Source organism: Psychrobacter sp. TB15 (assembly GCF_000511655.1).
GTDB classification, from domain to species: Bacteria; Pseudomonadota; Gammaproteobacteria; order Pseudomonadales; family Moraxellaceae; genus Psychrobacter; species Psychrobacter submarinus.
In genome coordinates this window covers 1-14,712 of record NZ_AYXN01000026.1, presented here as the reverse complement: position 1 = coordinate 14,712, position 14,712 = coordinate 1, and the positions used below count along the sequence as shown (strand labels likewise).

Sequence of the window (14,712 nt, the reverse complement as noted above, 5' to 3'; positions counted from 1 at the left end):
TACATTTAGCGCCGGTTGACTAGGCAGTGAATTGACATTGATGCTAGAATAGTTATTTTTTTAGCGCAAGGTGTTTATCTGCCTAGCTAACCCCTGTGTGCTTTTAAAAATTTGGCTTTATCCTAGTCATTATTTTATGGATAACAGCCTGTCACAGTCTTAAGGCGCTGATATTAGCCTTTTTTATGAGTCAGCTCGAAGTACCCTTTTTTATGACCCCTCTGGATCTCCTATAACCATTTTATCCTAACTATGGCCATTATTATGAATGACGATACCTCCTTGAATACGGACAGCCCAGCTTCAGAAATCGAACAGTTTGAACAAGCGGCTCTTCATTACCACTCGCATCCTCGTCCAGGTAAAATCTCAGTCACTCCTATCAAGCAGCTCGCCAACCAACGCGACTTAGCGCTTGCTTATTCACCAGGGGTTGCCGTACCTTGTCTTGAGATCGAAAAAGATCCAAAACTGGCGGCTAAATATACGGCTCGTAACAATCTAGTGGGTGTCATCACTAACGGTACCGCAGTACTTGGCCTAGGCGATATCGGCCCTCTAGCTTCAAAGCCTGTGATGGAAGGTAAAGGCGTCCTATTCAAAAAATTTGCCGGTATCGATGTTTTTGATATCGAAATCGCGCAAAACGATCCTGACAAGTTCATCGAAGCAGTAGCATCTCTTGAGCCGACTTTCGGTGGTATCAATCTTGAAGATATCAAAGCACCAGAGTGCTTCAAAATCGAGCGTGAACTGCGCGAGCGTATGAACATTCCCGTCTTTCATGATGATCAGCATGGTACTTCTATTATCGTGGCCGCCGCTTTACTCAACGCTCTAATATTGATCGATAAAAAAATCGAAGAGATTAAGATTGTTTGTTCAGGAGCGGGTGCTGCCGCTATCTCTTGCCTAGATATTATCTGTGCCCTAGGCGTTAACAAAGACAATATTTTTGTCTCTGATTCACGCGGTATTATATCTACTAGCCGTGATAATCTTGATGAGTCCAAGCAGCGCTATGCCCGCGATACAGATGCGACGACTATCGAAGAGGTTATGGATGATGCCGATATGTTCTTAGGCTTATCGATGCCTGGCATTTTGACTCCTGATATGGTCAAACGTATGGCAAAAGACCCTATCGTCTTTGCACTTGCTAACCCAACGCCTGAGATTATGCCAGAGCTTGCGCACTCCGTACGTCCAGACGTTATTATGGCGACCGGTCGTTCAGACTACCCTAACCAAGTCAATAATGCCCTGTGCTTCCCTTATATCTTCCGCGGCGCCTTAGATGTTGGCGCGACCGCCGTTAACGAAGAGATGAAGATCGCTTGTGTTCGGGCTATTGCAGCTATGGCTCACGTTGAGGCTACCCCTGTCGGTAATGTCAAAAATACGGATAAGATGCGCCGTTTTGGCCGCGATTACTTGATCCCAGGACCACTCGAGCCAAACTTAATCATTGAGATTGCTTCTGCTGTGGCGCAAGCGGCAATGGACTCAGGCGTCGCTAGCCTGCCTATTTTAGATATGAAAGCCTATCGCCAACAGTTGTCTGAGTTTGTCTATAACTCAGCGTTTGTGATGAAGCCTATCTTTGCGCGCGCCAAATCTGATCCTAAGCGTATCGTTTACTGTGAAGGCGAAGATAATAACGTGTTATTAGCTGTACAAGTTGTGGTCGATGAGCAATTGGCTCAGCCTATTCTTGTTGGTCGTCCAGCTGTGATCGAAGCCAATATTGAAAAGCTTGGCCTGCGTCTACAAGACGGCGTCAACATAACTATCGTCAATCAAGATGATGATCCACGCTATAAAGACTACTGGCAAGGCTACTATGAGAAGAACAAACGTAAAGGTGTCAGTATAGAGCTGGCTCGCCGTGATGTTCGCCGTAAGACCTCGCTTATCGGCTCTTTATTGGTCGAAAATGGCGATGCCGAAGGCATGATCTGCGGTACGTTTAGCTATTATCAGCTGCATTTAGAATATGTACAAAACGTCATCGGTAAAAAACAAGGCGTTAGTGATTTTTATGCGATGAACGCGGTACTTATGCAAGATCGTAATATTTTTATTGCCGATACTTATATCCATGAAGACCCGACTGCTGAACAATTGGCCGAGATGACGGTACTGGCCGCAGAACAGCTTGAGCGCTTCGGTATCACCCCAAGAGTCGCTTTGGTATCGCACTCAAACTTTGGCACCTCAAACCGCGAAAGCGCGGTAAAAATGCGCAAAGTCTATCAGTTATTGACCGAAATGAATGTCAGCTTTGACTTCGATGGTGAGATGCAAGGGGATGCTGCGCTTGATGAGCATATCCGTATAGAAGACTTCCCTTCTACCGAATTTAGAGGCGCGGCTAATCTGCTCATCCTACCAACGCTTGATGCAGCAAATATCGCCTTTAACTTGCTAAAGACAGCAACCAATAGCGCTTCCATCGGTCCTATCTTATTGGGTGCTAGTAAGCCTGTGCATATCCTAACGCCATCAGCGACCGCTCGCCGTATTGTCAACATGACTGCGCTTGCCGTCACCGAAGCGCTGGACTTAGAAGAAGAGCAGAAGTAATCTAGCGGTTTTGATAACTGGCCGTTTTGATAACTGGCCGTTTTGATAACTAGCCGTTTTGATAACTAGGAGCACTTACCATTTAGTAATAAGTGCTATGCTATAATAAAACCAGCTAACGTCGCGCGTTGGCTGGTTTTTTTTGGTTAAAATTTAGGTTTTAGAGGTGAGCATGCAAGTGTACTTGGTAGGCGGTGCGGTTCGCGATGGGCTGCTTGGTCGCCCTGTGACTGACAAAGACTTTGTAGTGGTAGGCAGTAGCGTCGAGCAGATGCTAGCTGCAGGGTTTCAGCAAGTAGGCGCAGACTTCCCAGTATTTTTGCACCCAACCTCGCACGAAGAGTATGCGCTTGCCCGCACTGAGCGCAAACAAGGACACGGCTATCAAGGATTTAGTGTTCATGCCAGCCCTGACGTGACGCTACAACAAGACTTGCAGCGCCGCGATTTGACCATCAATGCGATGGCAATCGAGGTGACCAGCTTAACCGATGACACCCCTATCACAGGCGAAGTTATCGATTATTATGGCGGCCTATATGACATTGAACAAAAAACCTTGCGCCATGTCTCAGACGCTTTTGGTGAAGACCCGCTACGAGTGCTGCGAGTGGCGCGTTTTTATGGTCGTTATCATGCCTTAGGGTTTAGTATCAGTAGTGACACTTTGCAATTGATGCGCAAGTTGGCTACTTCTGGTGAGCTTGCGCATTTGAGTTGTGAGCGCGTTTGGCAAGAATCTAGCCGCGCTACTATGCAGGTCTCTCCTCATATTTACTGGCAGACGCTATTTGACATTGGTGCGCTTGATGACTATTTTGCACCGCTGGGCCAAGCATGGCAAAACACCACTGTTAAAGAAACCGTACAAACCGCTTTGTATTTCGCCGGTCAAATGCAGTTGAACCTCTCACAGCGTTGGGCCTTGCTTATGGCGAGTCTCGATGACGCTTTGTTTCATTTAAAAAACGATGCAACCACAGCTTCTAAGAGCATCTCTAGCCTAGGTCAAAGCGCCAAAGTACCCAAAGCGCATACTCAGTTTGCTAGTCTTTTTGTCGAGCAGGCGCAGCAGCTAAATAACATAGATGAGCTGAACGCCGCACAAAAGATTGATCTTATTCAAGCTTGTAGCGCGCACAAAGCCCCTGAGAAGATCTCGCAATTATTAGTCACTAGTCAAGTGCTACAGTTGGCCATTCATCACCGGCAAATGATGCTAGCGCTGAGTAGTTATCATGCTATTGGTATGCCTGATATTGCAGGCGACCTAAAAGGCCCAGCTATTGGGGCGGCTCTGCGCGGCGCCCGTATCCAGCACCTGCAAGCTCAAGATGAGCAAACCTAGCTTATGACAGATCTTGACACTGCCCCCGTTATACTCGTCACTGGCAGCGCTAAGCGTATTGGTGCAGCTATTGTTAAAGCTGCCCATCGTCAGAACTACCGTGTTATTATCCATTGCCATAATAGCCAGTCTGAGGCACAACAACTCAGCGACGAGCTCAATCAGATACGTCCGCATAGCGCCAAAGTATTAATCGCAGACTTATCCGTGATTAATGCTAAAGACCGCTTAGACGCTTTTGTCAAAGCTAGCATCGGTGCGTTTGGTCAGCTTGATGTACTCGTGCACAACGCCTCTCGCTTTTACCCAACTCCTATAACCTCTATAACTAGTATCGATAATGAGCAATGGGATGAGCTGTTTTTAACTAATGCTAAAGCGCCTTTGATACTCAGCCAAGCGCTACTACCCTACTTGCAGGCTCAGCAAGGCTGTATCATTAGCCTGCTCGATATTCATGCGCACAACAAGCCCTTTAAAGATTACACTGTTTATAATATGGCAAAGGCGGCCCAGCGGATGATGGTACAGTCGCTAGCGCTTGATCTAGCACCAAGCGTACGTGTCAACGGTGTAGCACCTGGGGTTAATGTCTTACCTGAGACTGATAGCGATCAAGCGCTTGAGCCTACGCTGCAGCATAGTATCGTTGACTCCATACCTCTACAGCGAATCGGTAAACCTGAAGACATTGCTCACAGCGTACTATATTTAATACAAGCCAGCTATGTCACCGGACAGATTATCGATGTTGATGGTGGACGTGGTCTGACCCTAGCAGGTGGTAAGTATTAAAATTTAGTAAATAGTTATAATTGTGCTTATCTTTTACTTGAAAAATTAGAGAAATCAGGTATCATTGTGCGTCTAACGTTAGGGCCCATAGCTCAGTTGGTTAGAGCAGAGGACTCATAATCCTTTGGTCGTAGGTTCAAGTCCTACTGGGCCCACCACATTCAAACCCTTACAAGCATTGGCTTGCAAGGGTTTTTTATTGTCTAAAATTTATGTAAAAGCATTGATGTAATTGTTTTTTTGATACTATCTTGATACTTTGATCCTTATAGTAATTGAAGTATGATAATTACTGACACTATGGTTATTTGCTGCTGCATAGGTGATATATGAAGGTTAAACTTACCAAAAAATTTATTGATTCAATAGACTATACCGCTAAAGGTACCGATATCTATATGGATGATGTATTGACTGGATTTGCACTACGTGTAGGTAAGCAGTCTAAACGCTATACATTACATAAGCGTATAAATGGAAAGCTATATCGAGATGAAGTAGAAGAAACGCACTTAATCACGCTAACCGAAGCACGTGAAAAAGCCAGTATAATGATGGCAAATATAAAAAAAGGTATGCATGTTTATGACGGGCTTCATGAGATCTTTGAAGACACTAAAGATAAGACTGATAATGTACCAACATTGAGAGATGCATATACCTACTTTAAATCAGCAAAGACTAACTTGGCTAAAAATACTATTACTGATTATGACCGTCAAATACTACAGAATCTGAAAGACTGGCTAGATACATCTTTAAACGATATATCTAAGTCAATGATAAGTGATAAGCATAAAGAGCTCAGCAAGCATAGTAAATCTCAGGCTAACGCAACTATGAGAGCTCTAAGGTCAGTTTGGAATTATTGCCGTGATAGCTTTTTAGATGATAACGAAGACTTTTTAATTAAAGAACAACCAGTACGCATACTTAACGCCAAGAAAGATTGGAATATAGTTAAGCCGCGTACCAAACATGTTGAAGAAGAATATTTAGGTATGTACCTCAAAACACTTTTGAATTATGTTGATAGAAGCTCACACATGCAAGCGCCCCATAGCAATAATGCACGAGATATTATGCTACTTTTTATGTTCACTGGTGTGCGTTTAAATGAAGCGCAGCCCTTAAAGTGGTCTGACGTCGACCTTAAAGCCGGCAGGATAGTATTCAAAGCTACAAAAAATGGCTCTAACTATCATATGCCTACTAGTGATATTCTACAGGCTATACTTAAGGAAAGGTGGAGGTTGAGTTCAGGCAAGCAATGGGTATTTCCAAGTCACTTGAAAGACAGCAATGATCATATAAAAGATTTAAGCCGTAGTTATAAGGCCATAAGCAATCAAACAAACTTATATATTACGCCACATGATTTGCGCCGCACTTTTGGAACGGTAGCTAATAACTCAAGCATCAGCTATCCAGTCCTTAAACGCTTGCTAAATCATCGTGAAGCTAAATCGAGCGATGATGTCACTCTACAGTATATTCAAGTATCACAGCGCCAATTAAGAGACGCTTTAAACTCAATAGAAGCTTTTTATTGTAAGCATGCTGGCATGACGCAAGATGAAATCATCATTAAGTATTACTAATTTAATAAGGTCTTAAGAAGATCACTATAAAAATATCATCAGCTGATTTAGTAAAAACAAGCCGTGATGGCGACCAGTCCCATTACCTGTACTCATTTATAATAGCTCTATTACTGTCGTTTGCAAGAGTTTAATCAACGCAATTAGCGCTTCTCTGTGATGGGTTTTACTACTACTCTATTTTATAAGCAGTATACTTCTTAGTATGATAAATTGGACTTTCATAGCAGTGAGAGCAGTCATTGTTTGATCGTGCTTTACGTTCAGTTTCGGGTACGCTGTGTTTGACTAAATATAATGATAAATATTTAACTATTTACGAGTAGCCATTATGAGTATTAAAAGCTTACCCGACTATCCATTACTAAAAAAGCTCGCCGAAGCTCTTTGGCGAAATGAAACGTCATATCAAGGCGCTGCTATTATGGTGGGCTCTGGTTTTAGTAGAAGCGCTGCTAGTAGTGGTGATATAAATAGTAAGTTACCTTTGTGGAATGACCTTCTAAAGGTACTATCAAAAGATTTAGGATCCGATCCATGGGGCGATCCTCTACGAATCGCTGAGGAATATAGTTCTTACTTCGGCGAACAAGCATTGAAGGATGTAATAGAGCAAACTGTTAATGACCCTGCATGGATACCAGGCGATTTATACGGCTCATTGTTAAAGCTGCCTTGGACAGAAGTGCTTACAACTAATTGGGATACGCTGTTAGAGCGGGCAGCATCTGATATTTATAAACCCATCTACAGTATTGTCAATAAACCTGAAGATCTATCCTCTTCTCGCTCTCCTAGAATCGTAAAATTACATGGCACAGTACAAATTTCTCATAATCTGATATTTACTCAAGAAGACTATCGACAATACCCAAAGACTCATGCAGCATTTGTAAACCTAGCTCGTCAAGTATTTATCGAAAATGAGTTTTGCTTACTAGGATTTTCAGGTGATGATCCTAATTTTTTACAATGGGTTGGTTGGGTCAGAGATCATCTAGCTAGTCATGCTCGTCGAATTTACTTAGTGGGCGCCTTAGATCTGAGTCCAGCTAAGCGCAAATACTTAGAGTCAATCAATGTGGCACCTATTGATTTATCAACTCTAGTTAGACACTTGGACAACCATGATGAAAAACATCGTAAAGCAACCAAGATGTTTCTCGACACTCTTCAGATACTCAAGCCTAAAGATAGCTGGGATTGGCGACCAACTTCGATTACTCGTAAAACTATTCCAGAAAACGAAATAAGTAGAGTCCATAAGGATCATAGCTATGCAGCAACGTTACTAGAGAATCAGCTAGATCAACTTACTAAAGATAGAGAGTCTTATCCAGCATGGTTGGTATGCCCTTCTAGTATAAGGTCGAGCTTACAGAATCAGATTAATGATCCTTTTCCAAACTCTAAAAACTTGTCTGAAATGGAACCTGATTTGCGTTCAAAGATGCTTTACGAAATCGTATGGCGTAACATCATTACCTTCAGTGTGGATGCCATACATCTAGCTGAAGAGCTTCTAGAAATTTGTGATCCTTCTCAACCTAGTGGACTAACCAGCAAACAACAGATTGAAATAGCATTATGGCTTTTTAGGAGTACACGCTGGTTTGATGATAACGATTATAAAAAGATTAACTCAAGAGTAGCTCAGATTTTAAACACAGTTAAACTAAACTCTTTAGAAGTGAAAAATGAAATACACTATCATAAAGCTATCTTAGCTAGAGAAAGCTTTGATTACTCTGATTTAGAAAAATTAGTTGAAGAGATTGAAGTCATAGACCCATCATGGGGTATGAAAAAAGCATCGCTTCTAGCCGAGTTAGGTAAATTTGACGAAGGTGAAAAACTTTTAAAAAATGCATACAAAGAACTCAAATTACAATCTCGAAATGATCCAACGTCAGTTTATGTCTTATCACGTTTAGCTTGGGTTAGTTTTCTTCTTCAAGGAGCTAGTTTCTTTAACCGTAATGATTTAGAAGTAAAGCCTAATGATTTTGATTTTATGAAATCAAACCCTTGGAGCTATCTTGAAAATATTAGAAAAGAGTTATCAAAAGACTTGGGCGAACAAATAAAAAACAATAGTGTAGAGCCTGCTTTTCAACCTGGAGTATATACAGATCATACTAAGTCAATAGTATTTAATAACGGATTGCCTTCTATTCTACTCGTTGAAGGACTAACAAATACTGTTGGAATCCCTATCAAATGGAGAAACGTCAATATCATTGGTGATATGATAGCGAATTTAGCTAAGCTAGACAGTTTGGAAGATAAAAACCGTTTTTTGTATGCTATACGAGCATCAAGCTCAGACTCCACAGACATACTCAAAACAACCTTATCACGAATTAATATTGCAAAGCTAACAGGAGAGGATTCAAGATATTTATTAGATCAGACGTTTAAAGGTTGTATTTATTGGCTAGAAAAAATCATTCAAACTAATAATGAGTCTGCATACTATTATTTTAGTAGATTACAAGTTTTTATGGAGGCTTTAGCTAGGTTCGTTATACGGGCGGAGCCGGATATGGCTATAGAAGTATTTAAGTGGAGTTGTAGTATTGCAATCATAGATAAAATTAAAAACTTTTGGTTGTCTAAACCTTATAGCCATCTCATAGAATACAGTTTACTAGCTATACCAGATAATCGAAAGTTGGAGATATTTGAAGATGCTCTCTTATTTCCTGTAGCTACCGAAGTGAGTATTGATAATGATTTTGGTCAGAGATGGCCAAACCCTGTTGTAAAATCACCTCCCGTAAGAAATGATAGTCTTAAAATCAGTTCACGTTTAGATGAAATCATAAACCATATTTCTCCGAATAATGAGGACAGCGTTCATGCTTTAATAAAGCTATTTCCTTTAATTGAAAACAACTATTTGAATGCTAACGAGTTAGAATCTATAAAATGGAAAATATGGGGAAATCCAGCCAACTACAATTTCATTCCTAAACTAGGTATTTTAGACCATGCTTTGTTAGGACTATCTGGCAATGATAGTAAAGCGTTGGCTTTAGTTGTCAGAAAACATCTTTTTAAAAGTAATGATCTAATTAATATCCATACGCTTATAGCGATTAAAAATCTTGTTTTGAATGAAAAATATAGAGAACTGCCTACGAAGAAACAGTCTAACAAGATATTCAATACTTTAATTGCATGGCGGCCCACTGCAAAAGACACTGATATTCCTGAATTTTTTATAGATAATACGGAAGAACGTTTGGCCAAGGAAATTGCATATACTTTGAACCATGCTATAACACCTTATTTAAGCAAATCGAAATTAAATGAAAATAATTTGAATAAATTGATTAGTTTTTATAAAGAAACAGAAGGTTTTGAGGTGCTATCATCGTTTATCTATTTTACTAAGAGTTGTGATGTAGCTATTGATATTCTTACAAAAGATATTCGTGAAGGTTTCTATAAAGAAGATACAAGAAGAGTTGTATCATCAGCAACTGCTTTATTGAACTGGTGTAAATTAGACTTTAACGATGCATTGAAGCCATTAATTTCAAAGTTAATTTATTCAATAAATTTGAATCGCACTAGTGGACTTACCTCATTGATATATATAGCTAATGAGCTCTACTCTCTGGCATATTTAAGTAATGAAAATATTTCAACACTAATTGAAGTCATTCCAATAATTTTTGATGGTAGTGCCTACGAAAATGTAAATCCAGCCAGCCATTTAGCGATTAACATTACTTCAGTTAGAACTGAAAGTATTAAACTTGCTCGAAATCTACTAAAAAACTATCCAGATAGTGAATTAAAAAGGATCATCGATGAAGCCAAAACAGACCCTCTACCAGAAGTAAGATTTGCATAAATGGAAAATAAAAATACTTCACAGTCTCCAGAGCTTGCCGGTGGTGATGGCTTTATCTATGAAGGTCATGTCATGGCCTTTTATTTAACTGCATTGTTAGCTGAAGCGAGTGCACCTGGCTGTAATGGTACGGTAGTAAATGTAGCTAGCCAGCAAAGAGACTTCGGCTATCCTTTAGATGACGTCATAATAAAGTGGATAGACGCATCAGATCGAATTGGAACAACTAGCTTGCAGGTCAAACGCGACCTGACGATTAGCTCTGCTGACACTAATAAGAATTTTAGAGATGTAATACGTGATAGTTTAACTAGTTATCAAGATGCTAGTTTTAATAATGGTGTAGATAAGTACGGAGTGGCAGTTAGTGAAATATCCTCTGCTAAATTTCGTGATCTAGGGTTTCTCTGCCAAATAGCTGTTGAAAGTGGTGATATTGAACACTTTGAGCAACGGTTTAGTCCTAATGGGAACGCTAGTGCGGATATTAAAGTTGTTAGAGAAGCCATATACCAGCTATTGGATGAGTTATCTGCTACTCCGTTGATACCTGCTGAAAAACATGATTTTCTAAAACACTTTATTATTGTGAGGTTTGACTTTCTACATGACGGTGAAGTTGACGCTCATGTAGGAACACGATACCTTCAATCGCAATTACCGAATAATAGTAATATATCACCTGTATTGGTCTGGTCCCATATTTACGAGTTAGGAAGAGAGTCTGCAGGAAAGGCAGGTCAGTTTGATAGGGTTCGTTTAGTCCATGAGTTATGTAAGGTTGTTAAACTCAAAGAAGGTAGAACTTTTGAGGAGCAGATTTCAAAAATAAAAGAGCTTACGAATACTTACTTACATCAAATTCAAAGCGATATTGATGGATATAGTTTAGATAGAAGTGGATTAAAATTAAAATTTTCTGAAGTGCTTAAAACGTCCCGTTTTATTCAGATAACAGGTATGCCAGGTACTGGTAAGTCTGCTCTGCTACGTAAAGAAATTGAGAGCTATTTAGAGAGCTCGTTTGTGTTGTTTTTAAAATCCGATCAATTGGTCGGTAAAAACTGGGCTCAATACGCTCAAAGCTCTGGGATACCTTCAACTCATAATCTAAAAGATCTATTAGTTGAAATTAAATCAGCAGGCACACCCATCTTGTTTATTGATGGTATTGACCGTGTTGACAGTCAGAATAGACCAATTATCGATGAGTTAATAAGTTTGATTTTAAATGACTCACTATTAATAGAGTGGAAAATAGTCGTTACCTTACGTGAGACAGGGCTAGAGCCGCTAAGAACATGGCTTGGGTCTGTTCTTAAGCAGGCTTCAATTGGCAACGTCACTGTCAATAAATTAGATGATAATGAAGCAAATATTCTCTCAAAACAGTTTCCGAATTTAAGAGGCTTACTTTTTAGTTCTTCTGAAAATGTAAAGCATGTCACTAGAACCCCATTTTTTGCAAAAATTCTATCTACGCTAAGTCTATCAGATGATACATCCCCAGATTCTGAACTAGATTTGATACATGAATGGTGGAAACGTGGCGGATATAGTGCGACGAGTCAAAAAGTCATAGATAGACAGAACGCTTTACTAGAATTAGCTGAGCATAAGGTTAAAAATCTTAGTAAATCCGTAAAAAGAAGATCGCTTAATAGTAACTCGGAATTAGATGAGTTAAACAGCGACGGTGTGATTAGAGTCGATAGTAAAAAAACTACAGTAGATTTCGCTCATGACATCTTTTTTGAATGGTCATTGTTGTACAATTTACTTGAAGCTGATAATGAATGGCTCAATAAAATTGAAGAGTTCGGTCAACCTCCAGCTATTGCTAGAGTCGTTGAGTTATTGTCTCAGCAGAAACTTGAAGGCGATGAATGGTCTAATGATATAAACAACCCTAAATTTAATGAGCTTCGCTCTCAATGGATGCGTGCGTGGTTGTTGGGAGCCGTCAGCCATCCAAATATAGCACAATACAGTGATCAATTTAGAAGCAAACTGGCTGAAAACGACTATGATCTCTATGAGAAGTTATTGGTTTGGTTTCAAGCAGAAAAGACACAGCCAAACCCGCTGATACTTGCTACTTCCAAAGATATAAAAGTTGCTACCTCTCTTGCGTGGCCGACTGACTTAACCCTATGGTTTCAAGTTATTATTTTTATATTAGAAGATACTCCTTCATTGCCAGAAAACATATATCCAAGAGTTGTCGATGTCTTTAAAGTTTTTCAAAACCTGGCAATAAATTTTGAAAACGCTACACAGCCTTCACAGGTTGTTATTGAGTTTTCATCCAAAATATTACAAATAGCTTTAGATTGGCTATCTGAAATCGAAGGGATAAAAGATCATCCTAGTACTCATAACTGGCAATTAGTTAATGACATAACAGGATTTAAAGATGCGCTACGTAATTTGATTATAGTGTCAGCAAATTCTAATCCAACTTTCATTCAAACCTATTTGAATAGGCTACTCGATCTAGATGAAATACCTAATGAGATTTTTAAATACATAATACATCTTTCTGGGTTTATCGCGCAGAAGCATCCCGAATTACTAGTAGAGCTATGTTTGAAAAAATTGTTATGTGAGCTACCGCTCGACAGGTATACGAGAAAGTGTGAAGAGAAAAATCGATCTCAAGAATACTGGGCACATTTAAATAGTATTCCAGTAGAAGACAGAACTGCTAAACAAAATAAGTCTCTTCAACTTAGATCATTATCTTTAAGTTCGTTTTCAACTGAGAGAATTAGTGATAGTGATTGGAATGACCTTTCTATTAATACTGACTTTCTTGATTTCTATCCTTCCTCTTCAACTAAAGAACCATTCCACTCGTTATTAAAACATGCTCCCGACTCTGGATTAAGACTAATTACAGAGCTATCAAACCATGCTAACACGGCTTGGCGACAGCTTCATGAGCTATCTGATGAAAAGCTCACACCAATTCCTATCACATTAGACTTTCCTTGGGGATCTCAAACTTTCTGGGGCAATGAGCAAGAATATATTTGGTCACGCCCATACTGGGTAAATGATACATTGTCATCAGCATTTATGACCCTAGAAAAATGGTGTTTTGAGCAGTTAGAAGCGCATGCGAATCTAGACGAGTTAATTCAAAAAATAACCAAAGATCATGAATCATTAGCCATCCTAAGTGTTGTGTCTGTACTCGCTCTTGAACAACAGTGCATTAGCGAAAGCATACTTCCTTTGGTGACAAATCAAAAAGTGCTTGATTTAGATTACTATCGATATACTCAAGACATACGTGGTTCATCATCAGACAGGAAAAGCTATAAATTTTGCTTGTCGAATTTACTAAGTGCATTCGTTTTTTCTAAATTTAGTGAGGAGATCAAAAAAAGATTAATTGGACTTGAAAACTTCCTACCATACAATTTTGAAGAACAGATGGATAATGCAGTAGTTACTGAAAGATTAATAGAACGAGCTAAATTTTACGCCGAATATGCAGATGAAGCTACTTATATAGTCCAACCTACTGAAAATGAAAATATAGTCGCTATTTCGCATCATAGCCCTTCTTTAAATAGTAGCAAAAACTTAGAAGAACATATAGTTAAGTCTTTATAAAATCGATACAGCCCATATCATAAAACAGTTTAGGGAGATTATTCTCCATCCACCCTTGGCGCAGAAACTTAGCCTGTGCCCATTTTTTCTCAATAGGGTTCAGATCAGGGCTGTACGGCGGCAGCCAAAGAATACGATGGCCATGTCTGTTTAATAGTTTTTGAATGCGTTTGCTTTTATGAAACCGAGCGTTATCCATGACAATCACGCATTTAGTCTTGAGACTTGGAATTAAAGTGTGTTTGCACCAGTCGTAGAATATGGTGCCATTGATGTTCTGCTCAAAGTAATCAAGCGCAAAAAGCATTTTTTCATAGAGAGCTCCGATGACGTTGGTTCGCTTTTTTGCTTGCCAGTTGTAGCTATCGATACAGGGTGTACCAATCGGTGCATAGCCATGAGAACGAATGGTTTCAGCCTCAAAGCCGCTTTCATCCATATAGACAATGGGGTAGCCTTGCTGCGTAAAGCTATCAAGCTTATTCTGGAATACTGCTCTTTTTATCGGACACGCTTTTGGATGTTCTAAGGTCTTTTTTTTGACTGATACCAAGACGCTTTAAAGCATTAAAGATGCCAGTCTTACTACAGTTCAAGCGACGAGCTCTTTCATAGTTATAATCATCTGGATATGTTTTTACGTCTTCAATCAATGCGTCATCAGGTATTTTAGTTGGTGCTTTATTTCTGGTTGTTTTAGGAGTTAGGTTCTGCTGCCAGCTGTGAATGGTGCTGGTGCTAAGTCCATAAAACAGCGCAGCTTCTCGTATGGTCATGCCATCAGCGATGCTAGAAAGTACCTGTTTGCGATAGTCTATTGAATAAGTCATTGTTTATTTCATTAATTAAGATTGTTATAAATATTGTATCGGTTTTATTTGGATTAGACTATA

8 protein-coding genes and 1 tRNA gene are annotated in these 14,712 nt (G+C 39.6%); 7 read left to right on the top strand and 2 right to left on the bottom strand.

The window, feature by feature from the left end; genetic code table 11:
- The first annotated feature begins 264 nt into the window (after nucleotides 1–264).
- The 7 genes from W234_RS0105755 to W234_RS13710 all read left to right on the top strand — a co-directional run bounded on the left by W234_RS0105755 (nucleotide 265) and on the right by W234_RS13710 (nucleotide 13,819).
- Nucleotides 265–2,586 (top strand): NADP-dependent malic enzyme, encoded by a 2,322-nt coding sequence (locus W234_RS0105755; protein WP_025645604.1) that lies wholly within the window; start codon nucleotides 265–267, stop codon nucleotides 2,584–2,586.
- 172 nt (nucleotides 2,587–2,758) lie between these two features.
- Nucleotides 2,759–3,934: a tRNA nucleotidyltransferase gene (locus W234_RS14520; RefSeq protein ID WP_037059109.1), complete on the top strand. Its 1,176-nt coding sequence runs from the start codon at nucleotides 2,759–2,761 to the stop codon at nucleotides 3,932–3,934.
- A 3-nt stretch (nucleotides 3,935–3,937) separates the two neighbouring features.
- Nucleotides 3,938–4,729: a pteridine reductase gene (locus tag W234_RS14515; protein WP_037059107.1), complete on the top strand. Its 792-nt coding sequence runs from the start codon at nucleotides 3,938–3,940 to the stop codon at nucleotides 4,727–4,729.
- A gap of 81 nt (nucleotides 4,730–4,810) precedes the next feature.
- Nucleotides 4,811–4,887: transfer RNA gene (locus W234_RS0105745), tRNA-Ile, on the top strand.
- Nucleotides 4,888–5,058: 171 nt separating this feature from the next.
- Entirely contained in the window at nucleotides 5,059–6,330 is a 1,272-nt protein-coding gene (locus W234_RS0105740) for an integrase family protein (protein WP_025645603.1), read from the top strand.
- 331 nt (nucleotides 6,331–6,661) lie between these two features.
- Entirely contained in the window at nucleotides 6,662–10,195 is a 3,534-nt protein-coding gene (locus W234_RS0105735; protein ID WP_025645602.1) for an SIR2 family NAD-dependent protein deacylase, read from the top strand.
- Complete coding sequence (locus W234_RS13710) at nucleotides 10,196–13,819, top strand: ATP-binding protein (RefSeq protein WP_025645601.1); 3,624 nt, start codon at nucleotides 10,196–10,198, stop codon at nucleotides 13,817–13,819. It begins immediately after the preceding gene.
- Here W234_RS13710 and W234_RS14510 read toward each other — a convergent pair.
- Nucleotides 13,806–14,372 carry an IS630 family transposase gene (locus W234_RS14510; protein WP_227501901.1) on the bottom strand — a complete coding sequence of 189 codons (567 nt, stop codon included), beginning with the start codon at nucleotides 14,370–14,372 and terminating at the stop codon, nucleotides 13,806–13,808. The two genes, W234_RS13710 and W234_RS14510, sit on opposite strands and share 14 nt — an antisense overlap.
- Nucleotides 14,299–14,649: an IS630 transposase-related protein gene (locus tag W234_RS14790; protein ID WP_025643618.1), complete on the bottom strand. Its 351-nt coding sequence runs from the start codon at nucleotides 14,647–14,649 to the stop codon at nucleotides 14,299–14,301. The genes W234_RS14510 and W234_RS14790 overlap by 74 nt, the downstream gene beginning before the upstream one ends.
- Between the last annotated feature and the right edge of the window lie 63 nt (nucleotides 14,650–14,712).